The sequence below is a fragment of the Streptomyces sp. NPDC007929 genome (genome assembly GCF_042959065.1).
Lineage (GTDB): Bacteria > Actinomycetota > Actinomycetes > Streptomycetales > Streptomycetaceae > Streptomyces.
In genome coordinates, this window is record NZ_JBIBKD010000003.1 from 662,024 (window position 1) to 686,866 (window position 24,843).

The 24,843-nt window shown below is 70.5% G+C and carries 20 protein-coding genes; 7 read left to right on the forward strand and 13 right to left on the reverse strand.

What is annotated here, in order from left to right; genetic code table 11:
- Positions 1-184: 184 nt before the first annotated feature.
- Entirely contained in the window at positions 185-502 is a 318-nt protein-coding gene (locus ACFZDE_RS12685) for a hypothetical protein (RefSeq protein ID WP_391199717.1), read from the reverse strand.
- The gene (locus ACFZDE_RS12690; RefSeq protein WP_390993662.1) at positions 499-1,434 is read right to left on the reverse strand and encodes an SPFH domain-containing protein; all 936 of its coding nucleotides are present in this window, start codon (positions 1,432-1,434) and stop codon (positions 499-501) included. The genes ACFZDE_RS12685 and ACFZDE_RS12690 overlap by 4 nt, the downstream gene beginning before the upstream one ends.
- A gap of 261 nt (positions 1,435-1,695) precedes the next feature.
- Here ACFZDE_RS12690 and ACFZDE_RS12695 point away from each other — a divergent pair, with 261 nt between their 5' ends.
- On the forward strand, positions 1,696-3,984 hold the full coding sequence (locus ACFZDE_RS12695; RefSeq protein WP_391199922.1) for a transglycosylase domain-containing protein: 2,289 nt from the start codon (positions 1,696-1,698) through the stop codon (positions 3,982-3,984).
- 69 nt (positions 3,985-4,053) lie between these two features.
- On the opposite strand, the gene ACFZDE_RS12700 is transcribed toward ACFZDE_RS12695, so the two are convergent.
- The 4 genes from ACFZDE_RS12700 to ACFZDE_RS12715 all read right to left on the reverse strand — a co-directional run bounded on the left by ACFZDE_RS12700 (position 4,054) and on the right by ACFZDE_RS12715 (position 11,135).
- Positions 4,054-6,198, reverse strand: a complete 2,145-nt coding sequence (locus tag ACFZDE_RS12700; protein ID WP_390993663.1) for a SpoIIE family protein phosphatase — start codon at positions 6,196-6,198, stop codon at positions 4,054-4,056.
- Between the two features lie 322 nt (positions 6,199-6,520).
- The gene (locus tag ACFZDE_RS12705) at positions 6,521-7,213 is read right to left on the reverse strand and encodes a DUF402 domain-containing protein (protein WP_391199719.1); all 693 of its coding nucleotides are present in this window, start codon (positions 7,211-7,213) and stop codon (positions 6,521-6,523) included.
- 83 nt (positions 7,214-7,296) lie between these two features.
- Complete coding sequence (locus tag ACFZDE_RS12710) at positions 7,297-8,700, reverse strand: aspartate ammonia-lyase (RefSeq protein WP_391199721.1); 1,404 nt, start codon at positions 8,698-8,700, stop codon at positions 7,297-7,299.
- 752 nt (positions 8,701-9,452) lie between these two features.
- Positions 9,453-11,135: a FumA C-terminus/TtdB family hydratase beta subunit gene (locus tag ACFZDE_RS12715; protein ID WP_390993666.1), complete on the reverse strand. Its 1,683-nt coding sequence runs from the start codon at positions 11,133-11,135 to the stop codon at positions 9,453-9,455.
- 192 nt (positions 11,136-11,327) lie between these two features.
- Here ACFZDE_RS12715 and ACFZDE_RS12720 point away from each other — a divergent pair, with 192 nt between their 5' ends.
- Entirely contained in the window at positions 11,328-12,095 is a 768-nt protein-coding gene (locus ACFZDE_RS12720) for a DUF1707 domain-containing protein (RefSeq protein ID WP_391199923.1), read from the forward strand.
- Positions 12,096-12,209: 114 nt separating this feature from the next.
- Positions 12,210-12,587, forward strand: coding sequence for a WhiB family transcriptional regulator (locus ACFZDE_RS12725; protein ID WP_391199723.1), 378 nt, complete (start codon positions 12,210-12,212; stop codon positions 12,585-12,587).
- Between the two features lie 429 nt (positions 12,588-13,016).
- On the opposite strand, the gene glpX is transcribed toward ACFZDE_RS12725, so the two are convergent.
- Positions 13,017-14,051, reverse strand: coding sequence for a class II fructose-bisphosphatase (glpX, locus tag ACFZDE_RS12730; RefSeq protein WP_030842703.1), 1,035 nt, complete (start codon positions 14,049-14,051; stop codon positions 13,017-13,019).
- A gap of 126 nt (positions 14,052-14,177) precedes the next feature.
- On the opposite strand from glpX, the gene ACFZDE_RS12735 reads away from it, so the two are divergent.
- Positions 14,178-14,702: a DUF4245 family protein gene (locus tag ACFZDE_RS12735; protein WP_390993669.1), complete on the forward strand. Its 525-nt coding sequence runs from the start codon at positions 14,178-14,180 to the stop codon at positions 14,700-14,702.
- A gap of 70 nt (positions 14,703-14,772) precedes the next feature.
- On the opposite strand, the gene ACFZDE_RS12740 is transcribed toward ACFZDE_RS12735, so the two are convergent.
- The 4 genes from ACFZDE_RS12740 to ACFZDE_RS12755 form a co-directional block, all read right to left on the reverse strand.
- Positions 14,773-15,363, reverse strand: a complete 591-nt coding sequence (locus tag ACFZDE_RS12740; RefSeq protein WP_390993670.1) for a malonic semialdehyde reductase — start codon at positions 15,361-15,363, stop codon at positions 14,773-14,775.
- 196 nt (positions 15,364-15,559) lie between these two features.
- Positions 15,560-15,805: an exodeoxyribonuclease VII small subunit gene (locus ACFZDE_RS12745; protein ID WP_391199725.1), complete on the reverse strand. Its 246-nt coding sequence runs from the start codon at positions 15,803-15,805 to the stop codon at positions 15,560-15,562.
- Between the two features lie 9 nt (positions 15,806-15,814).
- Positions 15,815-17,023 carry an exodeoxyribonuclease VII large subunit gene (gene xseA / locus ACFZDE_RS12750; protein ID WP_391199727.1) on the reverse strand — a complete coding sequence of 403 codons (1,209 nt, stop codon included), beginning with the start codon at positions 17,021-17,023 and terminating at the stop codon, positions 15,815-15,817.
- 303 nt (positions 17,024-17,326) lie between these two features.
- Positions 17,327-18,724 (reverse strand): amino acid permease, encoded by a 1,398-nt coding sequence (locus tag ACFZDE_RS12755; RefSeq protein WP_391199729.1) that lies wholly within the window; start codon positions 18,722-18,724, stop codon positions 17,327-17,329.
- A 102-nt stretch (positions 18,725-18,826) separates the two neighbouring features.
- Between ACFZDE_RS12755 and ACFZDE_RS12760 the strand changes: the two genes are divergently transcribed.
- Positions 18,827-19,852, forward strand: coding sequence for a 4-hydroxy-3-methylbut-2-enyl diphosphate reductase (locus ACFZDE_RS12760; RefSeq protein ID WP_391199731.1), 1,026 nt, complete (start codon positions 18,827-18,829; stop codon positions 19,850-19,852).
- A 90-nt stretch (positions 19,853-19,942) separates the two neighbouring features.
- The gene (ppgK, locus tag ACFZDE_RS12765; protein ID WP_391199733.1) at positions 19,943-20,689 is read left to right on the forward strand and encodes a polyphosphate--glucose phosphotransferase; all 747 of its coding nucleotides are present in this window, start codon (positions 19,943-19,945) and stop codon (positions 20,687-20,689) included.
- 216 nt (positions 20,690-20,905) lie between these two features.
- Here the strand turns inward: ppgK and ACFZDE_RS12770 are convergent, their stop codons facing one another.
- The gene (locus ACFZDE_RS12770) at positions 20,906-21,556 is read right to left on the reverse strand and encodes a DUF6542 domain-containing protein (RefSeq protein WP_391199734.1); all 651 of its coding nucleotides are present in this window, start codon (positions 21,554-21,556) and stop codon (positions 20,906-20,908) included.
- A gap of 168 nt (positions 21,557-21,724) precedes the next feature.
- On the opposite strand from ACFZDE_RS12770, the gene ychF reads away from it, so the two are divergent.
- Positions 21,725-22,813: a redox-regulated ATPase YchF gene (ychF, locus tag ACFZDE_RS12775; RefSeq protein ID WP_390993677.1), complete on the forward strand. Its 1,089-nt coding sequence runs from the start codon at positions 21,725-21,727 to the stop codon at positions 22,811-22,813.
- 66 nt (positions 22,814-22,879) lie between these two features.
- Here ychF and ACFZDE_RS12780 read toward each other — a convergent pair whose 3' ends face one another.
- Complete coding sequence (locus tag ACFZDE_RS12780) at positions 22,880-24,766, reverse strand: DNA/RNA helicase domain-containing protein (RefSeq protein ID WP_391199737.1); 1,887 nt, start codon at positions 24,764-24,766, stop codon at positions 22,880-22,882.
- Positions 24,767-24,843: the final 77 nt, after the last annotated feature.

Genomic DNA, 24,843 nt, shown 5'->3' on the forward strand with positions numbered 1-24,843 from the left:
ATGGCGTGTATACGCGATGTGTATACGCCGAGTGTGCAGCTCACGGCGGGCGGTAGGGCTGTGCAGGTCGGGACGGGTTGTCACGGTTCCGCAACAGCGGTTCGGCAACAGGCGCTCCGCGACGGCCATGTCGCGGCGGCCGTGTCGGGGCGGGCGTTCCGCGACCGGCGTGCGGCCCGGGCGCTCAGGCCGGCGGCGGACCGGGGGCGGACCCCCCGGAGGGCCCGGGTCCGGACCCCCCGGAAGGCCCGGGTCCGGACCCCCCGGAAGGGCCGGGGGGTCGCCCGCGCCGGGGCAGCGGTCCGGTGTCCCGCGGCAGCCGCCCCGCCTCCGCCAGCGCCTTGCGCAGCAGGAACTCGATCTGGGCGTTGGCCGAGCGCAGTTCGTCCCCGGCCCACCGCGCGAGCGCCTCGTACACCGCCGGGTCCAGCCGCAGCAGCACCTGCTTGCGCTGCTGCTGCGGTCGGCGCCGCGGGCCCGGACCTTCGCCGGGGACGGTCACTGGTAGAGGGACCCGGTGTTGAGGACCGGCTGCGCGGCCCGGTCACCGCACAGCACCACCATCAGGTTGGAGACCATGGCCGCCTTCCGCTCGGAGTCCAGCTCCACGATGTCCCGCTCGGTGATCCGGGCGATCGCGGCCTCCACCATGCCCACCGCCCCGTCCACGATCTGGCGGCGCGCCGCGACCACCGCACCGGCCTGCTGCCGCTGGAGCATCGCCGAGGCGATCTCGGGGGCGTAGGCGAGGTGCGTGAAGCGGGACTCGATGATCTGCACCCCGGCCGCCTCCACCCGCGCGTGCAGCTCGACGGCGAGCTTCTCGGTGATCTCCTCGGCGTTGCCGCGCAGCGAGAGGCCGTCCTCCTCGTGGGCGTCGTAGGGGTACTCGATGGCGATGTGGCGCACGGCCGCCTCGGTCTGGGTGGAGACGAACTCGATGTAGTCGTCGACCTCGAAGGTGGCCTGGGCGGTGTCCTCGACGCGCCACACCACGACCGCGGCGAGCTCGATCGGGTTGCCGTAGGCGTCGTTGACCTTCAGGACGGCCGTCTCGTGGTTGCGCACACGGGTCGAGATCTTCGTGCGGGAGGTGAAGGGGTTCACCCAGCGCAGGCCGTCCTGGCGGATGGTGCCGCGGTAGCGGCCGAAGAGCTGGACCACGCGGGCCTCGCCCGGCGCCACCATGTTCAGGCCGCACATGGCGAGGAACGCCGCGAGGGCGACCAGGATGCCGCCGATGATCAGCCCGGCCTTCGCGCCGGTCGCGTCCACCGAGGTGGCGGCAGCGATCAGTCCCGCGCCGGCCAGCAGCCCGAGCAGTCCGAGCAGCAGGGCGAGCCCGCCGCCGATGCTGTGCGCGGTGAACTCCCGCACGCGTGGCTCCGGCATGTCGGGCACGTCGGCGGTGACCTGTGTGTCGTGCGTGGACATGGGTGGTCCCCCGTTCTTCTGTCGAAGCCACACCTGCATAGCTTCTGCCTAGCTAAGTGATAACACTTTTCTGCGTTATGGCAACCCTGCGGGTGTCTCGTACGTCGGTTCCGTAGGGATGGGTGCTGATTGTCACGTCCGCAAAGGACCGGATCGGCAGCCCTATCTCTTATCTCCCGGTGTTAGCTTTCTGAGCTGACCTGAGCGGCGAACCTGTGTGACATGTGAGCACACATGAACGAAGCGGAGCAGATCGGACTCATGGGACGAGCGGAAGAGAGACGCGCCCGACAGCGCGGTGGGCGCCGGGCGGCACCCAAGAGCCACCGTTCGTCGGCCGCGCCCGGGAAGAGCGGCATACGCAGGCTCTTCACCTGGAAGAAGATCGTCGGCACTTTCCTCGGCCTGTGCCTGCTGGGCATGGGGGCCTTCATCGTGCTGTACATGGTGATCGACATCCCTAAGGGGAACGCCGACGCCAAACGGCAGAGCAACATCTACAAGTACAGCGACGGCTCGATCATGGCCCGCGACGGCAAGGTCAACCGCGAGAACGTCGATCTGAGCCGGGTCCCGAAGGAGGTGCGGATGACCTTCGTCGCGGCCGAGAACAAGACCTTCTTCAAGGACGCCGGCGTCGACTTCAAGGGCACCGCCCGGGGTCTGTTCAACACGGTCTCCGGCCGGGGCGCGCAGGGCGGTTCGACGATCACCCAGCAGTACGTCAAGAACTACTACCTGACGCAGGAACAGACCGTCACGCGCAAGCTGAAGGAACTGGTCATCTCGCTGAAGCTGGACCGGGAGAAGTCCAAGGACTACATCCTGGCCGGCTACATCAACACCAGCTACTACGGCCGCAACGCCTACGGCATCCAGGCCGCCGCCCAGGCCTACTACCGCAAGGACGCCGAGCAGCTCACGGTCGCGCAGGGCGCCTACCTCGCCGCGCTCCTCCAGGCCCCCAGCCAGTACGACTGGGCCGTCGCCTCGGAGGGCGGTAAGAAGCTGGTGAAGGCGCGCTGGAACTACGTCCTGGACAACATGGTCGAAGAGGGCTGGCTGAGCGCCTCCGACCGGGCCGGGATGAAGTTCCCGGTGCCCGAGGAGCCCAAGCCCGCCCCCGGCATGGAGGGCCAGAAGGGCTACCTGGTCAACGCGGCCAACATCGCGCTGGAGAAGCGGCTCGTCGCCGACGGCACCGCCGACAGCAGCAAGGAAGCCGAGGCGATGGTCAACGCCGGCGGCTGGACCCTGACGCTCAACATCGACAAGAAGAAACAGGCGGCGCTGGAGAAGTCCGTCAAGCAGCAGCTGACCAGCAAACTCGACCCCGACAAGCGCAAGGTCGACGCGGCCGTCCAGGCCGGTGCCGCGTCCGTGAACCCCAAGACCGGCGCGGTGGTCGCGATGTACGGCGGCGAGGACTACTTCAAGCACTACGTGAACAACGCGACCCGCACCGACTACCAGCCCGCCTCCACCTTCAAGCCGGTCATCCTGGCCGCCGCCCTGGAGGAGCGGGCCAAGACCCAGAGCGGCAAGCCGATCACCGCGAACACGATCTACGACGGCACCAGCAAGCGCCCTGTCGTGGAGGACGGCACCAAGGTCGGCTTCGCCCCCGAGAACGAGGACGACCGCAGCTACGGCCCGATCACCGTCCAGACGGCGATGAACAAGTCGGTCAACTCCGTCTTCGCGCAGATGGGCGTCGACGTCGGCATGCCCGAGGTGGTGAAGGTCGCCGGACAGCTCGGTATGGACACCGAGAACATGGAGGCCGTGCCCGCGCAGACCCTCGGCAGCATGGGCGCGAGCCCGCTGCAGATGGCCGGTGTCTACGCGACCCTCGACAACCACGGCAGGAAGGTCACCCCCGCCCTGGTGAAGTCCGCGGAGCACCTCAACCAGAACGTCACCATGCCCGACCCGGTCGGCGACCAGGTCATCAGCCGCGAGGCCGCCGACTCCGTCACCTCGGTGCTGACCGGCGTGGTCGACGACGGCACCGCCCAGGCGTCCGTGGCGAACAACCCCCGCCGCGACGGCCAGCAGGTCGCGGGCAAGACGGGCACCTCCGACAACAACAAGTCGGCCTGGTTCACCGGCTACACACCCGACCTGGTCACCTCGGTCGGCCTGTTCGGCGAGGACCCCAAGACCCACGCCCAGGTCCCGATGTACAAGGCCGGCGGCGAACCCCGCGTCAACGGCGGCGCGTTCCCGGCGCAGATCTGGGCGGCGTACACCTTCGGTGTGATGGGCGACGTCGACAAGTTCGACCTGGAGACCCAGCAGGGCGCCGCCGTCGAGCCGACCTGGACGCCGACGCCCTCGCGGACGCCGTCCGAGAAGCCCTCCGACGAGCCCACGACCGAGGAGCCGTCGTCGTCCCCGCCGCCGACCACGGAGGAGCCCCCGTCGTCCCCGCCGCCGCCCCCCTCGACGACACCGCCCACCTTCACCCCGCCGACCTCCCCGCCGGCGACACCGCCCGGTGACGAAGGCGACCCGTTCGACCCGATCAGGCCGGGCGACGACGAGTAGCCGGCCAGGAGACGCGCGAAGGGCGCCCGGTGCACACCGGGCGCCCTTCGTCTCGTGCGTACGACCCCGTCAGCCGCGGTTCAGCTCGAACCAGACCACCTTGCCGGTGCTGAGCCGGGTCGCTCCCCAGCGCCGGGCCATCCGGTTCACCAGATACAGCCCGCGCCCACCCTCGTCGGTGGCACGCGCCTGCCGCAGCCGCGGCAGCTGCGGCACGTCGTCGCCGACCTCGCAGCGCAGCACGTCCGTACGCAGCAGACGCAGCGTCACCGGCCGCGAGGCGTAGCGCACGGCGTTGGTGACGACCTCGCTGACGAGCAGCTCCACGGAGTCGCTGAGCTCCTCAAGGCCCCAACGCTGCAACGCACGCCGGGCCAGCCGCCGGGCACGGCCCGGAGCGGCGTCCTCCGGCTCCAGGAACCAGTACGCCACGTCGCTGGGCGCGATCCCGTCGAAGCGGGCGGCGAGCAGCGCGATGTCGTCGTCCCGGTCGCCCGGGCCGAGCATGTCGAGCACCTCGTCGCACAGCGCTTCCAGGGGCGGCGGGTGGTCCGGCCCGGTGAGCTGCGCGACCGCGGCGAGCTTCTCCCGCAGCTGCTCGATGCCCGTCCACACATCGCGCAGCCGCGACTCGACCAGACCGTCGGTGTAGAGCAGCAGGGTCGCACCGGCGGGCGCGTCCAGCTCCACGGCCTCGAAGTCCACGCCGCCGACCCCGATCGGGGCCCCGGCGGGCACCCGCAGCACCTCGGCACGGCCGCCCAGATGGAGCAGGACGGGCGGCGGATGACCGGCGTTGGCGATGGTGATGCGGTGCGATACCGGGTCGTACACGGCGTAGAGACAGGTCGCCATGCGGTCCACACCGAGGCGCTGGGCCTGTTCGTCGAGGTGGTGCAGGACCTCCTGCGGCGGCAGGTCGAGACCGGCCAGGGTCTGGGCCGTGGTGCGCAGCTGGCCCATGATGGCGGCCGACGTCATGGAATGGCCCATGACGTCACCGACGACCAGGGCGACCCGGCTGCCGGGCAGCGGGATCGCGTCGTACCAGTCGCCGCCGACCCGGGCCGTCTCCGCGGCGGGCAGGTAGCGGGAGGCCAGCCGCACGCCCGTCGGGCGGGGCAGCGTCTCGGGCAGCATGGTGCGCTGCAACTCGTCCGCGATGTAGGCCTCGCGGCCGTACAGCACGGCCTTGTCGATGCCGAGGGCGCTGTGCGTGGCGAGCTGGGCGGCCACCAGGAGGTCGTCCGGCTCGAACGCGATGCGCTCGGGGCGGCGCAGGAACAGGGCGGCACCGATGACCCGGCGCCGGCCGCGCAGCGGGGCGAGGATCGCGCGCTGCCCGTCGGGCACGGCGAACTCGCCGCCGTCACCCAGCAGTTCCGGCAGGGCGGCACGGGCCGCGGGGGCGTCGGTGAACACCGGGCGCACCCCGCGCAGCACCTCCGCGAGCGCGCTGCCGGGCCGCACCTCGCACAGCTCGGCGCCGACCGTGTCCAGCTCGTTCGGTTCGGGCTGCGCGGCCGGCTGGAAGCCGTTCTCGGTGTCGCGCTCCGCCGGTATCCGGTCGGTGCGGCGCAACCGCAGCACCAGCGGGCCGGTGGGCCGCTCGTCGCCGACGGGCAGCGGGTCGCGCAGATAGACCAGGATCGCGTCCGAGAAGGTGGGCACGGTGGCCCGGCACAGCCCCATCACGATCTCGTCGAGGTCGATGCCGCGGGCGATCCGCCGGGTGGCGGCCCCCACGAACCTGAGCCGGTCGCCGTCCCGCCGCATGGGCGTGGGCCGGCCGGGCGGCAGGCTCTGGCCGCTGCGGCGCTCCTGCCCGTCGGTGCTCACCCCCGGACGGTCCTGTTCGTCGGCCGGCTGGACCGGGATTCCCTCGGGGGCGGGGCGTGGCCGAGGCGTGTCGCGCTCGGCGGTCTGCTCGGCACCTGGCTGGGAGTGCTCGAAGGCGGGGTCGCTCACGGTGTCCTTGCCCTTGCCGAACGGCGTGGAGGTGCCCGGCTCCGACGTGCCCGGCGTGCTGTGTGCCGTCGTGACCGGAACGCTGACGTCGCCGCCGGGGCGGCCCTGTACCGGTAAGGTGCCGGCGCCGGGCGCACGCGCCGGTGCCGGGGTATGCACGAACGCCCCGCGGGGATCCACGGGGTCGACGCCCGCCTGGGGGCGTTCGAACGAGGTCGGCTGCTCCGTCACGCGTGTCGAATCCATCCGTCCGGGGCTGCGCGCCGTGCACGCAGTTGGTCCCGCCGAAACTCCGATACCCGGATTACGTGCCCCAGGAACGGAATTCCCGCGTGGTCAGAGGTTGTTCCTGTGCCACCGGCGGACCGTCTGCGGCCCTCAGGGACCGTCCGACGGCCCCTGGGGCCCGTGGCGCAGGCCCTGCCGGTGTTGCCCTCGTACCCCTCGCTCACGTCCTGCCGCCCCTCGGTGACGATCGGTCAAGCCCAGCGCGTGCTCAGGTAGTTGCCGCCGCGCGCCCTTGCGGAGGACGATCCTACGTTTCTTGCCCGGGGGCGCATCAAGGGTCTCATGAGGACACATGCGCGGGCGTACGATCCCAGTCCTCCGGCAGTGACGGTACCGCCCAGGACGGATCCGGGCGCCAGTGCTGCCAGCCTTCCGAGAACGGCGGCCCCCAGGCGCGGATCACCTTCACGGCGTCCCGGCCCGCCGCGCGTACCTTTTCCGCCTGTTGGTCGTCCATCAACCCGTCCCTGACGGCCTGGGCGAACTCGTCCTCGTCCCGCCAGTGCCAACTGCGGTCGGGATGGACGGAGATGTCCAGGAAATGGTCGACGGAGTCCACACCGCCCGCCCAACGGGACAGCGGCTCCTCCAGGTTGACGTACCAGTTCTTGAACTGCCAGCCCGGCTCCCAGAACAACCACACCGACCAGGGCTCGCCGGGCCGGGCCAGCTTCAGCACGCCCGTGCCGAACCACCGGCCGCGCTGTACGGTCCGCGGCTTGGTGTACCGCGACTCCAGCGGCTCCAGGTGCACGGGCGTGCCGTCGGCGAGCACGGGCTTCACACACTCGGTGCCGGGCGCCAACCACACGGCGAGCAGCTCGGCGTCGTCCCGTACGACGGTGACGGGGCGCGCGATGTGCACCTGCGTGCCGCCGTTCTCCCGGTACCGCCACAGGATCCGGCTCCCGGGCGCCCAGGAGCCTGCCGCACCACCCGTTTCCACGCGTCTCATCGCTCCACCGTCTGCCATGGACAGATATTAGGTGCCACAGGCATACGACGCTGCGGCGCGTGTCATGGTTCACGCGCCGGGCACACGAACGCGCCCTCGCGTCACGGGTGTGTCATCCGCAGGACATCCAGCGCCTCGTCGAGCTGCTCCGCGGTCAGGTCACCGCGCTCCACGTACCCGCCCTCCAGGACGACCTGGCGGATCGTCTTCCGCTCGGCCAGGGCCTTCTTGGCGACCTTGGCGGCCTCCTCGTAGCCGATGTACTTGTTGAGCGGCGTGACGACCGAGGGGGACGACTCGGCGTACTCCCGCGCCCGCTCGCGGTTCGCGGTGACGCCGTCGACGGTCCGGTCGGCGAGCAGGCGTGTCACGTTGGCGAGCAGCCGGATGGACTCCAGCACGTTCTTGGCGATGACCGGCAGCATCACGTTGAGCTCGAAGTTCCCGGCGGCACCGGCCGTGGCGACGGTGGCGTCGTTGCCGGTGACCTGGGCGGCGACCATCAGCACGGCCTCGGGAGTGACCGGGTTCACCTTGCCCGGCATGATGGAGGACCCCGGCTGGAGGTCGGGCAGGGCGATCTCCGCGAGACCCGTGCGCGGCCCGGAGGACATCCAGCGCAGGTCGTTGGCGATCTTCGTCAGCCCGACCGCGATGGTGCGCAGCTGCCCGCTGGTCTCGACGATGCCGTCCCGGGCGCCCTGTGCCTCGAAGTGGTTCCGCGCCTCGGTCAGGGGCAGCCCGGTGGTGCGGGCGACCTCCTCGATCACGGCGGCGGAGAAGCCGGGCGGAGTGTTGATGCCGGTGCCGACGGCCGTACCGCCGAGGGGCAGTTCGGCGAGCCGCGGGAGGGAGGCCTCAAGCCGCTCGATCCCGTACCGCACCTGGGCGGCGTACCCGCCGAACTCCTGCCCCAGCGTCACCGGCGTCGCGTCCATGAGATGCGTCCGCCCCGACTTCACGACGTCGGCGAACTCCTCCGCCTTGCGCTCCAGGGCGGCGGCGAGGTGCTCCAGCGCCGGGACGAGGTCCCGCGTCACCGCGGCCGTGGCGGCGATGTGGATCGAGGACGGGAAGACGTCGTTGGACGACTGAGAGGCGTTGACGTGGTCGTTCGGATGCACGCCGCTGCCCAGCCGCTCGCTCGCGAGGGTGGCGATGACCTCGTTGGTGTTCATGTTGGACGAGGTGCCGGAACCGGTCTGGAACACGTCGACCGGGAAGTGCGCGTCCCACTTCCCCTCGGCGACCTCCCCGGCGGCCTCCTGGATCGCCCCGGCGATGTCCTTGTCCAGGACCCCCAGCTCAGCGTTGACCTTGGCCGCGGCGCCCTTGATACGGGCCAGCGCCTCGATGTGCGCGCGCTCCAGGCGCTGCCCGGAGACGGGGAAGTTCTCCACGGCCCGCTGGGTCTGCGCCCGCCACTTGGCGTGCGCGGGCACCCGCACCTCACCCATGGAGTCGTGCTCGATGCGGTACTCGGTCCTGCCCTGCTCGTCGGTCATCGACGATCACCTCCACGTGTCACAGCGTCAGCGCCGCGACCACTGTTCCCTGTGAAGCAGATTCATCACCGCCGCTGCCGGGGGAGTCCGGGGCTGCGTACCGGAATGGACGTGGGGGGGGGAGGGCGTGCGCGCGTCGGCGCCCGGAGGGGAGGGGGCTCAGCACTCGCCCCTGGGGACGGGAAACGGGAACGGGAAAACGAGAACGGGAATGGGCATGTGCGGCGTTGACCGGCCCGGGGCCGCCCGGGGCCGCCCGGGACCCGGGGCTCGGGGCTCGGGACCCGGGGCCCGGGGGCCTCAGGGTCGGGGACCAGGGGGCCAGGTGGCTCCGCCCCGGGAACGGACGGGAACCGGGGCGGGCGGCGGTGGCGGAGTCCTCGTCCCCGCCGCACTTGAGGCACCAGGCCGGCCCTGAGGCAGGGGGCGGGGGCATCGCCGCTGGGGCGGGGTTGAAGGGGCGCCGGCCCCTCGGGGGATGGGAATGGGTAGGGGCGGCGGGGGCGGGATCCGCGTCCTGTCGCGCCTGAGGCACTGTGCGGGCCCGGGTGTCTGGGGCTTGGGCCCAGGGGGCTTCCCCCCGGGGTTGACGGGGCGGCAGCAACTGGAGGTGGGAACGGGCAGGGGCGGCCGCCCGGAGCCCCCGGGCCGGGGGCTCCGCTGCTGGGCGGGGTTGAAGGGGCGGTAGCCCCTGGGGATGGGAAGGGTAGGGGCGGCGGGGGCGGGATCCGCTTCCCGCCGCGCCCGGGGCACTACGCCAGCCCGGGGCCCCGCACCGGAATCGACGTGAACGTCGGCGCCGGGGCCGGGTCCTGGAAGAAGTCGTTGCCCTTGTCGTCGACCACGATGAAAGCCGGGAAGTCCTCCACCTCGATCTTCCACACGGCCTCCATGCCGAGCTCCTCGTACTCGACGACCTCGACCTTCTTGATGCAGTCCTGGGCCAGACGAGCCGCAGGCCCGCCGATCGAGCCGAGATAGAAGCCGCCGTGGGCGTCACACGCGGCCGTGACCTGCTTGCTGCGATTGCCCTTGGCCAGCATCACCTTGGAACCGCCCGCCGCCTGGAACTGCTCCACGTAGGAGTCCATCCGCCCGGCCGTGGTCGGGCCGAAGGACCCCGACGCGTAACCCTCGGGCGTCTTGGCCGGACCGGCGTAGTACACCGGGTGGTCCTTCAGGTACTGCGGCATCTCCTCGCCCGCGTCCAGCCGCTCCTTGATCTTGGCGTGCGCGATGTCACGGGCCACGACCAGCGGACCGGTCAGGGACAGGCGGGTCTTCACCGGGTACTTGGTCAGCTCGGCGAGGATCGTGTCCATCGGCTGGTTGAGGTCGATCTTCACCACGTCGTCGTCGCCGGCGGACAGGTGCTCGTCCGTCGTCTCCGGCAGGAACCGCGCCGGGTCCGTCTCCAGCTGCTCCAGGAAGACACCCTCGGCGGTGATCTTCGCGACGGCCTGCCGGTCGGCCGAGCAGGACACGGCGATGGCCACCGGGCAGGACGCGCCGTGCCGCGGCAGGCGCACCACACGCACGTCGTGGCAGAAGTACTTGCCGCCGAACTGCGCACCGATGCCGATCTTCTGCGTCAGCTCGAAGACCTTCTCCTCCAGCTCCTTGTCCCGGAACCCGTGCCCGAGCTCGGAACCCTCGGCCGGGATCTCGTCCAGGTAGTGCGCGGAGGCGTACTTCGCGGTCTTCAGCGCGTACTCGGCGGACGTGCCGCCCACCACGATCGCCAGGTGGTACGGCGGGCAGGCCGCCGTCCCCAGCGAACGGATCTTCTCCTCCAGGAACTTCATCATGGAGGCCTCGTTCAGGACGGCCTTCGTCTCCTGGTACAGGAACGACTTGTTGGCCGAGCCGCCGCCCTTCGCCATGAACAGGAACTTGTAGGCGCCGCCGTCGGCCGCGTACAGCTCGATCTGCGCGGGCAGGTTGGAGCCGGTGTTCTTCTCGTCCCACATGGTGAGCGGGGCCATCTGCGAGTAGCGCAGGTTCAGGTTCTTGTACGCGTCGTAGATGCCGCGGCTCAGGGCCTCCTCGTCACGACCGGCCGTCAGCACGTTCTGCCCACGCTTGCCCATCACGATCGCCGTGCCCGTGTCCTGGCACATGGGCAGCACACCGGCCGCCGCGATGTTCGCGTTCTTCAGCAGGTCCAGCGCGACGAACTTGTCGTTGCCCGACGCCTCGGGGTCGTCGATGATGCGGCGCAGCTGGGCGAGGTGGGCGGGGCGCAGGTAGTGCTGGATGTCGTGGATGGCCTCCTCGGCGAGCTTGCGCAGCGCCTCCGGCTCCACCTGGAGGAAGGTCCGCCCGTCCGGCCCCTCGACCGTGGAGACACCCTCGGAGGTCACCAGCCGGTAGGGGGTGGTGTCCTCTCCCTGGGGGAGCAGATCGGTGTACGCGAACTCAGGCATCTCGCCCATTCCTCACTCGACAGACGCGGCCCGCCTCCTTTGGCGGGCGCCAACCAGCGTAGAACCTGCCGCTGCGGGTGAGCTTGTGAGGTAAGGCTCAGTTCGTCACACCGGAGGTGTGAACGAGGGGTGTCGCGATCTATCGTGTTTCGGTACGCTGCTGTCGTGGACCTTCAGAAGCGGGAAGTTCAGAAGCCGGACCTGCGGAAGCGGGACCCTCAGGCACGCGATCTCCAGGCAGGGAATCTCCAGGCAGGGGATCTTCAGGCACAGGATCTTCAGGCACGGGATCTTCAGGAGCAGGAGCCCGACGGCGCCGCGCTCCGTGCCTCCGACGCCGAGCGCGACCGCATCGCCGACATCCTGCACGACGCCCTGGCCGAGGGCCGCCTCACCGCGGACGAGCACGCCGAGCGCGTCGAAGGGGTGCTGCGCGCCAAGACCGTCGGCGAACTGGAGGCGTTCATACGGGATCTGCCGGCGGCCCACCACCACAGCCCCGGCCCCGCCCACGCCCGGGCCCCTCTGCGCCCCACGGCCGGCGCCCTCCCGATCGACGCGGACGACAACGTGGTCGCGGTGTTCAGCAGCGCCGTCCGCAAGGGCCGTTGGCGCGCGGGCCGCCGGATCCACGCGTACGCGATCTTCGGCAGCGTCGAGATAGACCTCAGCGAGGCACTCTTCGACCACCAGCAGGTCATGGTCAAGTCGTTCGCGATCTTCGGCAGCGTCGACATCCGCGTCCCGGAGAACGTGTCGCTGCGCGGCACCGGCGGCGGCGTCCTCGGCAGCTTCGAGGTGGCCACCCTCGACTCGGGCGACCCGGAGGCCCCCATCGTCTACGTCGACGGCTGGGCCGTCCTCGGCAGCGTCGAGGCGCGACCACGGCGGGGCAAGGTCGTGGCGGACATCCTGGACCGGGTGCACCGCAAGGTCGACAGGAGTTTGCGCAAACACCTGGGGCATTGACAGTCGCGAATCCCTCCGATCCGGCGGTTCGGAACTCAGTGCATAGGCGCGCGTACAGCGGGTAGGCCTTGCTGCATCGTCTCTCGCTCGCGAAGCCGTCGTCAGGAGTAGACCGTGCTGCAACCGCCGCATTCGTCCGTGCAGGTAGCTGCCGTTCCGGCCCCGCGGGTGCCAGCGCGAGACAGGGACCAAGACGCCCCGTGGCACACCGAGGCGGTGTGCCGGCGTGACGAGGCGGGGCTGTTCTTCGCCCCCTCCAAGGAGCCGACCGCCGCGCGGCTGTCGAGAGAGGAAGCCGCGAAACGGGTCTGTGCCCGCTGCCCGGTGATGGTCGAGTGCCGCGAACACGCCCTGCTCCAGCCCGAACCCTACGGAGTCTGGGGCGGCCTCACCGCCGCCGAACGCCGAGTGGTCCTGGCCAGGCGCCGCCGCCGCGACATGGAACTGAAGAAAACCACCCGCCCGGCGAACCAGATAGCCGCAGCGGGGTGACTCCGGCGTAGCGCGCAAGCGCGCAAGGCCGCGGCGAACCGCGTGCCGCGGAACGCGAGCCGGCCGAACGTCACGTCGGGTAAGACGTGCCGTGGAGCGCGCGACGCGGAGCGGGCGCGGCGAAGCGGGCGCGACGCAACGCGTGTCCTTCAACGCGCGCCGGAACGGGTGCCGTTGATCGCGGTTGCGGAACGAACCCGACGAGCCGCGCGCCGGGATCTGAGCGTCACGTCAGGCGCGCCGCCTAAGGCGCGACCTGGAACGCGCGCGACGAAACGAGCGTCGCGTCGGGCGCGCCACGAGAGGCGTGCCGCGTGCCGCGAACCGCCCACGGCGAGCACCGCCGGACGCGCACACAACGAAAGGGCGTCCCCACCGCACCGGGGACGCCCTTCCCGCGTTCGCGGGCCGGCCTGGGTTCGCCGGAGGCTACTTGCCCTTGTCGAAGTCGATCGCGCTGTACGCACGCAGCTTGCTCAGCCGGTGCTCGGAGGAGATCCGGCGGACCGTGCCCGAGCGCGACCGCATCACGATCGAGTCGGTCGTGGCGGTCTCCGCCCGGTAGCGAACCCCCCGCAGCAGCTCCCCGTCAGTGATGCCCGTGGCCACGAAGAACACGTTCTCGCCGGTGACGAGGTCCTCGGTCGTCAGCACGCGGTCGAGGTCGTGCCCCGCGTCGATCGCCCGCTGCCGCTCCTCGTCGTCCTTGGGCCACAGCTTGCCCTGGATCGTGCCGCCGAGGCACTTCACGGCGCAGGCCGAGATGATGCCCTCCGGCGTACCGCCGATGCCGAGCAGCAGGTCGACGCCCGTGCCCTCGCGCAGCGCCAGGATCGACCCGGCCACGTCGCCGTCGGAGATCAGCCTGATGCGCGCCCCGGTCTCCCGGATCTCCTTGATGATGCCCTCGTGCCGCGGCCGGTCGAGGATCACCACCGTCACGTCCTCCGGCGCGGACCGCTTGGCCTTGGCGACCCGGCGGATGTTCACCGACACCGGGGCGTTGATGTCGACGAAGTCGGCCGCCTCCGGCCCGGTGACGAGCTTGTCCATGTAGAAGACGGCGGACGGGTCGAACATCGACCCACGCTCGGCGGCGGCCAGCACCGCGATCGCGTTGGTCATGCCCTTCGCCGTCAGCGTGGTGCCGTCGATCGGGTCGACGGCGATGTCGCACTCGGGCCCGGTTCCGTCGCCCACGCGCTCCCCGTTGAACAGCATCGGGGCTTCGTCCTTCTCGCCCTCGCCGATGACGACGACGCCGTTCATCGAGACGGTGGAGACGAGGGTGCGCATGGCGCGCACCGCGGCACCGTCGGCGCCGTTCTTGTCACCCCGCCCGACCCAACGGCCCGCGGCCATCGCCGCCGCCTCGGTGACCCGGACCAGCTCCAGGGCGAGGTTGCGGTCGGGAGCCTCGGAGGGCACATCGAGTTCGGACGGCAAATGATGGTGCTCGGTCATCGGAGCGCACCTTTCTGTACGACGACGGCCGGATGAGGGTGTGTCGCCCGAATATATCTCCGAGTCCGCAAAATGAGCAGGGGCCCCCACGGATGAGCGCGGCAGGCACCTGCGACGATAGGGGGCGTGGCAGGCACGAACGGCAAGCAGAAGACGGCGCGGGACATGATCCTCTCCATGGGGGTCATCATCCTGGTGGCGGGCTTCGTGTACCTCTTCATCCCGCACGACGACAGCGCGCCCGACGTGAAGGCCGTCGACTATCGGGTCGAACTGCTCACGGCACGCCGCGCGGCCTCCTACCCCGTGGCCGCGCCCGAGGGCCTGTCCGACGCGTGGAAGGCCACCTCCGTACGCTTCCAGGGCGACAAGTTCGACGCATGGCACCTCGGCTTCCACGACCCCGAAGGGGAGTACGTGGCGGTCGAGCAGTCCACTCAGCGCCGCCCCGTGTTCCTGGACGAGGCGACACAGGGCGCGCACGAGACCGGGAAGACCGAGAAGATCCGCGGCGAGACCTGGACCCGTTACGAGGGCGGCCGCTACGACGCGCTGGTCCTGGAGGGCACCAAGGGCTCCACGACGGTCGTGACGGGCACCGCGTCGTTCGCGCAGCTGACGAAGATGGCCGAGGCGCTGGAGACGAAGTAGAGGCGTACGAGGAGGGCCCCCGGCAGCTGCCGGGGGCCCTCCTCGTACCCGTCTGCTGGGACGGCGTCGGTCAGACGGTCGTGACGACCTGGTCGAAGTCCAGGCGCGGGGAGCGCGGGTGCCAGGCGTCCGGGCCGGGGCGGCCGATGTTGACGACCATCAGCGGGGTGTGGTCGTCGTCCAGGAACTCCTTGCGGACGCCCTCGAAGTCGAAGCCCGTCATCGGGCCGGCGGCGAGACCGGCGGCACGGACACCGACGATGAAGTACGCGGCCTGGAGCGCGGCGTTCAGCGCGGCGGCGTTCTCGCGGACCGGGCGCTCGGTGAAGAAGACGTCCTTGATCTGCGGCGCGGCCGGGAACAGCGTCGGCAGCTCCTCGTGGAACTCGTTGTCCGCGGAGAGGATCGCCACCAGCGGGGCGGTCGCCGTCTTGGGCCGGTTGCCCTCGGCCATGTGCGGCACCAGGCGCTCGCGGGCCTCGGGGGAGCGGACCAGGGTGATGCGCAGCGGGGTCTGGTTGAAGGCGGTCGGACCGTACTTGACCAGGTCGTAGATCGCCTGCACCTGCTCGTCGGTCACCGGCTCGTCGGTGAAGGTGTTGGCGGATCGGGCCTCACGGAACAGCAGGTCCTGGGCGGCGGGGTCAAGAACGAGGGACATGAGCGCACTTTCTCGCGACGGTCGGTCCGGAAGATCGGCTGACGTTCACGACCGTACGCGAGTGAAGTTCAACGTTCAACTAACGTGAGGGTGTCGTGTGTCACCCCTGTTCCCGTGGTCCCGGCTGCCCTGCTGCGGTCCCGGCTGCTCCGCTGCTCCTGCGGTGCCGGCTGCTCCGCAGTTCGCGAGGTCCGCGCTACTCCGCGACCTCGCCCTCCGCGGCCTCCTCCGCCAGCGCCGCGTCCAGCCGCGCCCGGGCCCCGTCCAGCCAGCGCCGGCACACCTTGGCGAGCTCCTCGCCGCGCTCCCAGAGCGCCAGGGACTCCTCCAGCGTCGTACCGCCCGCCTCCAGGCGCCGGACGACCTCGATCAGCTCGTCCCGCGCCTGCTCGTACCCGAGCGCCTCGCCGGTGCCCGGTGTCTCGTCAACCTCGCTGGTCATCCACCCACCCTATGTGTCCACTCGTACGGAGAACTCACCCTCGGAGACCCGCGCGCGCAGGGCCTCGCCGGCCTCCACCTCGCCCGGGTCGCGGACCGCGTGCCCGTCCGCCCGCTGCAACACGGCGTACCCGCGCTTCAGGGTCGCGGCGGGGGAGAGGGCCACCACGCGCGCGTGCGTGTGCGCCAGCTCCGAGTCGGCGCGGTCCAGCTGATGCCGCAGACAGCGCCGACCCCGGTCGAGCAGATCCGCCACCTGGTCGGCCCGCACGTCGATCATCCGGTGCGGATCCTCCATCGACGGCCGCGCCAGCGCGTGCCCCAGCCCCCGCTCCTCCCGGTCCACCAGTGCCGCCACACACCGCCGCGCCCGGTCCCGCAGCAGCCGCACCCGCTCGTACTCCTCGCCGACGTCCGGCACGACCTTCTTCGCGGCGTCGGTCGGGGTGGAGGCGCGCACATCGGCGACCTGGTCCAGCAGCGGATTGTCCGGTTCGTGCCCGATCGCGGACACCACGGGCGTACGGCACTGCGCGACCGTCCGGATCAGCTGCTCGTCGGAGAACGGCAGCAGGTCCTCCACACTGCCGCCGCCCCGGGCCACGATGATCACGTCCACGTCGTCGATCGCGTCGAGCTCCTTCACCGCCTGCACGACCTGCGGCACCGCGTGCACGCCCTGCACGGCGACGTTGCGCACCTCGAAGCGGACGGCGGGCCAGCGGTGCCGGGCGTTCTCCAGGACGTCCCGCTCGGCGGCCGATGCCCGCCCGCAGACCAGCCCGATCAGCTGCGGCAGGAACGGCAGCGGCTTCTTGCGCTCCGCCGCGAACAGCCCCTCGCGCGCGAGGGCCTTCTTCAGCTGCTCCAGGCGCGCGAGCAGCTCACCGACCCCGACGGGCCGTATCTCGGCGGCCCGCAGCGACAGCTGCCCGCGCGGGGCGTACCACTCGGGCTTGGCGAGGACGACGACCCGGGCGCCCTCGCTCACCACGTCCGCGACGGCGTCGAACACCTGCCGGTAGCAGGTGACGCCGACGGAGATGTCGTACGACGGGTCCCGCAGCGTCAGGAACACCACACCCGCGCCCGGCCTCCGCGACAACTGCGTGATCTGCCCCTCGACCCACACCGCCCCGAGCCGGTCGATCCAGCCCCCGATGAGCCGCGACACCTCGCCGACGGGCAGCGGTGCTTCCGGAGTCGTGTTCACAGCCATGCCGCGAGGGTAGTGGGCACCACCGACAACAAGGCTCAGCCGCGTTGCCGTATCGGCTCGTCAGGGGCTCGCGGGCTCGCGGGCTTGCCGTGCTGCCGGAAAGCGGCTGGGCAGGGGCTCGCGGGGTTGCCAGTGCTGCTGGTTCGCGGTCCGGCAGGGGCTCGCGGGCTCGCCTGTGCTGCCGGTGTCGGCCCGTCAGGGGGCTGGCGATCTCGCGTGTACCGCCGGCATCGACAGGTCACGCGATCGACAGGTCACGCGATAGAACGGGTCACGCGATCAAGGGGTCACGCGATCGACGGGTCACGCGGGCGGCGCGGGCGGCGGCACGTCCCGTCGGCTCCCCTGCGCCGCCAGCACCACCAACCCCACCGCCAGCCACACCGCGCCCACCACCTGGGCGGCTCCCGAGGCCGCCACGATCACGGCGATCGTGATCGCCGCTCCCGCCACCGGAGCCAGCACATGGCGCCACAGGACCACCGGCCCACCCCGGCGCCGAACCGCGAACCAGCCCACCACGCTCGCGTGCAGCAACGTGAACGCCGTCAGCGCGCCGACGTCGACCACCGAGACCAGCTGGTCCATCCCGTCGTCGTGACGGGCGGCCCACACCGCCGCCGCCAGGGTCACCACGGCCGCGCACAGCAGTGCCACCCGGGGCACCCCATCGCTCGTGCGGGACAGCACGTGCGGCAGCCGCCGGTCGCGTCCCATGGCGAACAGCAGCCGGCCCGCCGCGGCCTGCCCCGCCAGCGCCGCGAACGCCGCACCGATCGCCTTGCTCACCGCGACCAGGTCGTGCAGCCAGGTGCCGACCGAGGCGTCCAGGGTGTCGTAGAACGCCGACCCCTGCCGCCCCGGCTCCGCCGCCAGCCGCGCCGACGACACCGGCTCCAGCAGGGCCACCAGGTACGTCTGGGCGAGGAACAGCACACCCGCCAGCACCAGGCAGAACAACAGCGCCCGCGCGATCCTCGCCGAGCCGCCCGTGGCCTCCTCAGCGAAGGAGGCGATCGCGTCGAACCCGAGGTACGACAGCACCGCCACCGACACCGCCCCGAGCAGCGCCGACAGCGCGAACGCCCCCTGCGTGCCGTCCCCCGTCAGCGGCGACAGCCAGTCCCGCTGGGTGCCGTCCCGGGCCAGCACCACGACCGCCGACACCACGAACACGAGCAGGACCACGACCTCCATCGCCAGCACCACGAAGCCCACCTGGGCGGCGGCCCGTACGCCCCACAGGTTCAGCAGCGTCGTCAGCACCACCGCCAGTGCCGTCCACACCCACCGCGACACCTCCGGGACCAGCGCGTTCATCGCGACCCCGGAGAACAGATAGGCGACCGCGGGGATCAGGACGTAGTCGAGCATCGCCATCCAGCCCGCGACGAACCCGGCCCCGTTCCCGAGCCCGGCACGCGCGTAGGCGAAGACCGAGCCCGCCTGGGGGACCACCCGGACCATCTGCGCGTAGCTGAACGCGGTGAACGCCATCGCGATCGTGGCGACGACGTAGACCAGCGCGACCGCGCCGTGCGACTTGGCGTCCAGCGTGCCGAACACGCCCACCGGGGCCATCGGGGCGATGAACAGCAGCCCGTAGACGACCAGGTCACGAAAGCCGAGACTGCGCCGCAGCGCGGACTCGCCGTCGCTGGCCCGGCCCCGCGTTCCGGTCGTGGGACCGGCCTCGGACATCGCGCCTCCGCTCCCGCCGTACGTCACACGCGCCGCACCGTCTCAGTCTTCCCGGGGACTCCACACGGACGCGATCTTTGACCCGCCGAACGCGGCCTTACGATGGGACGCATGTCTGCTTCGCCTGGCCGCCGTGTCCTGCTCGCCGCCCCCCGTGGCTACTGCGCGGGTGTGGACCGCGCCGTGATCGCCGTCGAGAAAGCCCTGGAGCAGTACGGCGCTCCGGTGTACGTCCGGCACGAGATCGTCCACAACAAGTACGTCGTGCAGACCCTGGAGAAGAAGGGCGCGATCTTCGTCGAGCAGACGGAGGAAGTGCCCCCGGGGAACATCGTCATGTTCTCCGCGCACGGCGTGGCCCCCGTCGTCCACGAAGAGGCCGAGCGCGGCAAGCTCGCCACCATCGACGCCACCTGCCCGCTCGTCACCAAGGTCCACAAGGAAGCCGTCCGCTTCGCGAACGACGACTACGACATCCTCCTGATCGGCCACGAGGGCCACGAGGAGGTCATCGGCACCTCCGGCGAGGCCCCCGACCACATCCAGCTCGTGGACGGGCCGGGCGATGTGGCCAAGGTCGAGGTCCGCGACCCCTCCAAGGTCGTCTGGCTCTCCCAGACCACGCTGTCCGTCGACGAGACCATGGAGACCGTCGACGCCCTGAAGGACAAGTTCCCGCAGCTCATCTCCCCGCCCAGCGACGACATCTGCTACGCCACGCAGAACCGCCAGCTGGCCGTGAAGCAGATGGGCGCCGAGTCGGAGCTGGTCATCGTCGTCGGCTCGCGCAACTCCTCCAACTCCAAGCGGCTCGTCGAGGTCGCCAAGATCGCCGGTGCCCGCGAGGCCTACCTCGTGGACTTCGCCGACGAGATCGACGAGGCCTGGCTGGAGGGCGTGACCACGGTCGGCGTCACCTCGGGTGCCTCCGTCCCGGAGATCCTGGTCGAGCAGGTCCTGGAGTTCCTCTCCCGGCGCGGCTTCGAGGACGTCGAGATCGTCAAGGCGGCCGAGGAGTCCATCACGTTCTCCCTGCCCAAGGAGCTCCGCCGCGACCTGCGCGAGGAAGCCGCGACGCTGGTCGCCGAGCGCGGCGGCGCAGGAACCGGTGAAAATTCCGGGGAGTGATCGAGGAGTGATCGAGGAGTGATCGGGGACGGGCCGGGCAGCACCGCTGTCCGGCCTGTGACTGTCAGTCGTACGTCGTAACGTAGGGCCATGCAGATCTTCGGAGTGGACATCGGCGGATCCGGGATCAAGGGCGCCCCGGTGGACCTGGACAAGGGCGACCTGGCCCAGGAGCGCCACAAGGTCCTCACCCCGCACCCGGCCACACCCGACGCGGTGGCCGACGGCGTCAAGCAGGTCGTCGACCACTTCGGCTGGACGGGCCCGATCGGGGTCACCTTCCCCGGCGTCGTCACGGACAGCGCCACGATCCGCACGGCGGCGAACGTCGACGACAGCTGGATCGACACCGACGCCCGCGCGCTGCTCGGCGAACGGCTGGGCGGACTGCCGGTGACGGTGGTCAACGACGCGGACGCGGCGGGCGTCGCCGAGATGCACTTCGGCGCAGGCCGCGACCGCCGGGGCACGGTGATCCTGCTGACCCTCGGCACCGGCATCGGAAGCGCGGTCTTCGTCGATGGCGTACTCGTCCCCAACACCGAGCTGGGCCACCTGGAGCTCGACGGGCACGACGCGGAGAAGCGGGCCTCCAGCAAGGCCCGCGAGGACCACGACATGACGTGGGAGCACTGGGCGGTGCACCGTGTGCGCAAGTACCTCGCCCATGTCGAGATGCTGTTCTCGCCGGAGCTGTTCATCATCGGCGGCGGAGTCAGCCGCAAGGCCCACAAGTTCCTGCCCCACATCGAGGGCATCAAGGCGGAGATCGTCCCGGCGCAGTTGCAGAACAACGCGGGGATCGTGGGCGCGGCGATGCGGGCGGCCGGACACTAGCCGCATCCGGCGGCGACGGAAGCCGGGGCGCGGCGTCTCGGACGCCAGGAGTTCAGACCGGCGGCCGGTCCCGGGGCTGGCCACCCCGGGTCACGGGGTCGGTCACCCGGCCCAGTGGGTCGGGGGTCACCCGGGCCACTGGGCTAGCTGCCCCGGACCACAGGGCTGGTCACCCGGACCCATGGGCGGGGACCACCCCGGACGGGCCACGGGAGGTCACACCCGTGGCCGGGCCCCCGCCGTCTGCGCGGACGAGGACGCGGACACGGACGCCGACGCGGACCGCGCCGTCCGCCGCCGATGCACCAGCCGGATCCGCCGCACGATCACGATCAGCCCGGCGATGAGGGTGCCTCCGTAGAGCCAGCCGGCCTGTGTGGCGAGTGCCGTCACCAGGCCCATCAGCGTGCCGCCGGTCCCGTCCTCGCCGCCGGCCACCGGCAGCAGCCCCACGGCGAACGCGATCGGCACCACCACGGGCGCGGTCATCAGGTCCCCCCGGCGCACCCAGAGCGCGGTCAGCGCACTCACCGGCAGGAACAGCACGCCGTACGCCGTCAGGGAGGCCCCGAACAGCGCCGAGCAGAGCGCGCCGAGCAGGAACATCACCAGCGCGCAGAACAGCCCGCTGCCCAGGCCCGTCAACCGTGGGTTCGGCAGCCCACCCGCGGCGGGTGCCGGAGCGGGCGCGGGTCGTCGTACCGGCATCGGGCGGCGCCGCGGTCCCGGAGGCCCCGGCGGCCGGGCCGCGCGCACGGGCTCGCCGCCCGCTCCCCGTCCCGCCTGGGACGGCACGGGTTGCCGGGGCGGCCGGGGCCGGTCCCGTCGCGGTCCGTACTGGGGAGATCGCGTCCTGTATTGCTCCACTGGACCAACTTAGGTCGTTCAATATGCCGAATAGGCCTTCAGACACGCCGTCGGACACGGCTTGGCCAAGCGTTCGACAGGTCGCCCGGGCGGTTCCGGACACGCCGTAGACTGGTGGATCGGCCGGTCCCCTGGCCCCCTGGCCCTCCACTCACGGGAAGTCGCAACGTGTCGCTCACGATCGGAATCGTCGGTCTGCCGAATGTCGGCAAGTCGACCCTGTTCAACGCCCTGACCAAGAACGACGTGCTGGCGGCCAACTACCCGTTCGCCACGATCGAGCCCAACGTCGGCGTGGTCGGAGTCCCCGACCCCCGCCTGACGAAACTGGCGGAGATCTTCTCCTCCCAGCGGATCCTCCCGGCCACGGTCGACTTCGTCGACATCGCCGGCATCGTGCGCGGCGCGTCGGAGGGTGAGGGCCTCGGCAACAAGTTCCTGGCGAACATCCGCGAGTCCGACGCGATCTGCCAGGTCATCCGCGCCTTCAAGGACGAGAACGTCGTGCACGTGGACGGCAAGGTCTCGCCGAAGGACGACATCGAGACGATCAACACCGAGCTGATCCTCGCGGACCTGCAGACCATCGAGAAGGTCCTGCCGCGCCTCCAGAAGGAGTCGCGCATCAAGAAGGACATCGCGCCGAAGGTCAAGGCCGTCGAGGAGGCCAAGGAGATCCTGGAGAAGGGCGACACGCTGTTCTCCGCGGGCATCGTCCAGGGCTCCGGCAACGAGGAGCTCCTGCACGACCTGCACCTGCTCACCACCAAGCCGTTCCTCTACGTCTTCAACGTCGACGAGGACGAGCTGACCGACGACGACTTCAAGAACGAGCAGCGGGCCCTGGTCGCCCCGGCCGAGGCGATCTTCCTCAACGCCAAGCTGGAGGCGGACCTCGCCGAGCTCGACGAGGACGAGGCGCTGGAACTCCTCCAGTCCGTCGGCCAGGAGGAGCCGGGCCTCGCGACCCTGGCACACGTCGGCTTCCGCACGCTGGGCCTCCAGACGTACCTCACCGCCGGCCCCAAGGAATCCCGCGCCTGGACCATCAAGAAGGGCGCCACGGCCCCCGAGGCCGCCGGCGTCATCCACACCGACTTCCAGAAGGGCTTCATCAAGGCGGAGGTCATCTCCTTCGCCGACCTGGTGGAGACGGGTTCGGTGGCGGAGGCCCGAGCAAAGGGCAAGGCCCGCATGGAGGGCAAGGAGTATGTGATGCAGGACGGGGACGTGGTGGAGTTCAGGTTCAACGTGTAGTCGCAGAGGCGACCAGGAAGGGGCCCGTCGAGTGAGACGGGCCCTTTGCCGTTCCTCGTCGCTGATTCAGCGGGTTTCGGCCGGGACACTCAAGGTTGCGCCGATCAGGGTCCTGAGCTTCTGGCGGGTTTCGGCATCGGTCGAATACACCACCGTGCCGATCATCCCTCGCGTCAGCAGGACCTTGTACGTGTTGCGGATCAGCCGGTCCACATCCGCGTCTGGGGTGGACCTCTTGAACACCGGATCCTTGGACGCCGAACGGTCGGTGATCCAGCGGTCGCCGCGCCACACCAGGTCGGGACCCATGATGACGCCACTCCAGTCGTACTCGAAGCCCTGAGCTGTGTATACACAGCCCACTTGTCCGAAACCGGCCGGATCGGTTGCCCACAGAGCGGCGGGAGGTGCTCCGCCGATGGACCGGTCACCGAAGACGTTCCAGGGCCGTTCCCAGTCCCCGATGACGACGTCGGCCGGCAGCGCCTGCCCGGGTGGCACCTTCTTCGTCCATCTCCAGCAGTAGCCGGCGGACATCCGCGCGCTGTATCCCCGTGAGCGGCGAGTGTCGAGGAATGCCTCCAACTCCTGGGGGCTGTCCGCGACCATGAGCTGCATCTTGTCGTCGGGCTCCCATGTCACGGGGCCGCCTGGCTCAAGCCCCAACAGCCGCACTACCCAGCGCAGATACGCGTCGCTGCCACCACAGCGGAACTGGCTGTCCAAGTGCACCACCCGGCAGTCGAGCCCCTTCGCTGTGGCGGCCGCCATGATCTCCGCGACTGTGCCCATCTCGCCGGGCCGAACGACCTGGTGCTCGTCGAGCAGGAAAACCGGGACGCGTGCCGCATCGATGAGTTCGTCGATCTGGGCTCTGCCGGTACGGTTCGACGCGGGTGTGTAGCGGTTGGCGGATGTCTCACGCATGCGGTGAGCTTCGTCGCAGATCAGGACGTCGAGACTGTTGCGTTCGGCGGTCATGAAGCTGTTGAAGTACTTGAAGAGGTCCTTCACCTCACGCTTCCGGGAGCCCGCGACCTTCCTCATGGTGGTAGTGAACGAGTTGGAGCCCGTGGCGTGCAGCGCGGTGCTTCCTTGCCGGTACAGCTCACCGAGAAGCGAAAGCGCGATGACGCTCTTTCCGGTGCCCGGCCCACCGGTGACGATCACGACCTCCTTGTGGTCGGACTGCTTGGCGCGACGTACGGCGTTCAGGACTGTGCGGTACGCGATCCGTTGCTCGTCCAGCAGCACGAACTGCTCACGCTCTCGAACCTCTTGAGCGGCCACGGCCATCAGCTGTTTCGAGGGGCCGACCTTCCCGTTGATCAGCTCGTCCGCGGCGGACGTGCCGGCCCGCGGCCCCAGCTTCGTCCGCAGATAGTCGATGAACTCGCCACGTCGTGCCCCGATGAAGAGCTGGCCGTACTGGTCCTGCTCGACCTCGAACAGCCCATTGACGCCGAACTCGGTGGCATTGTGCAGGTATGCGGCACCGTGGACGCGTTCCGGATGTGCGGCGAGAGTGCCGTTGAAGGAGATGAGGTACTCGCAGTAGCCGCGTACCTGGTCGATCGGATTGAGGACCGCCCGGGCGAAAGAGTCGATGCGGCACAGCGAGGGATCGTCGTCGTCAGGCTCCGCGCTGCTCCACTGCTTCAACTCCACGACGACGTACGACGGGAGACCGGTAACGGGGTGCACACCGGCCAGCACGGCATCGGCCCGCTTGCTGTTCAGCGGTAGTCCGTACTCCAGGAGCACCTCCACGTCCCCGAGACCGGCATCGTTGAGCACGCTCGCCAGCGCGGGGATGCTCCGCTCCCACGAGCGCACCTCGGACGAACCGGGCTTGTGGCCGTGCACGTGAACGAACTGCTCCGTCAGACGGAAGAACAGGGCACCGGAGTGGCACTCGGCGGCGACCGTTGCGGCAGAGTCGCGGAACAGCAAGACATGCCCCCAGGCAGCACGAAGATCTCGTGCGGGTGGGGGCATTTCCTTCGTGGCCACGCTATGTGGAACGGAAG

Coding starts and splice junctions, on each gene's coding strand:
- ACFZDE_RS12695 (WP_391199922.1), top strand. CDS start 1,696: ATGGGACGAGCGGAAGAGAGACGCGCCCGACAGCGCGGTGGGCGCCGG.
- ACFZDE_RS12745 (WP_391199725.1), bottom strand. CDS start 15,805: ATGACCAGCGAGGTTGACGAGACACCGGGCACCGGCGAGGCGCTCGGG.
- ACFZDE_RS12760 (WP_391199731.1), top strand. CDS start 18,827: ATGGGACGCATGTCTGCTTCGCCTGGCCGCCGTGTCCTGCTCGCCGCC.
- ACFZDE_RS12705 (WP_391199719.1), bottom strand. CDS start 7,213: ATGGCAGACGGTGGAGCGATGAGACGCGTGGAAACGGGTGGTGCGGCA.
- ACFZDE_RS12740 (WP_390993670.1), bottom strand. CDS start 15,363: ATGTCCCTCGTTCTTGACCCCGCCGCCCAGGACCTGCTGTTCCGTGAG.
- glpX (WP_030842703.1), bottom strand. CDS start 14,051: ATGACCGAGCACCATCATTTGCCGTCCGAACTCGATGTGCCCTCCGAG.
- xseA (WP_391199727.1), bottom strand. CDS start 17,023: ATGGCTGTGAACACGACTCCGGAAGCACCGCTGCCCGTCGGCGAGGTG.
- ACFZDE_RS12690 (WP_390993662.1), bottom strand. CDS start 1,434: ATGTCCACGCACGACACACAGGTCACCGCCGACGTGCCCGACATGCCG.
- ACFZDE_RS12755 (WP_391199729.1), bottom strand. CDS start 18,724: ATGTCCGAGGCCGGTCCCACGACCGGAACGCGGGGCCGGGCCAGCGAC.
- ACFZDE_RS12700 (WP_390993663.1), bottom strand. CDS start 6,198: ATGGATTCGACACGCGTGACGGAGCAGCCGACCTCGTTCGAACGCCCC.
- ACFZDE_RS12710 (WP_391199721.1), bottom strand. CDS start 8,700: ATGACCGACGAGCAGGGCAGGACCGAGTACCGCATCGAGCACGACTCC.
- ACFZDE_RS12715 (WP_390993666.1), bottom strand. CDS start 11,135: ATGGGCGAGATGCCTGAGTTCGCGTACACCGATCTGCTCCCCCAGGGA.
- ppgK (WP_391199733.1), top strand. CDS start 19,943: ATGCAGATCTTCGGAGTGGACATCGGCGGATCCGGGATCAAGGGCGCC.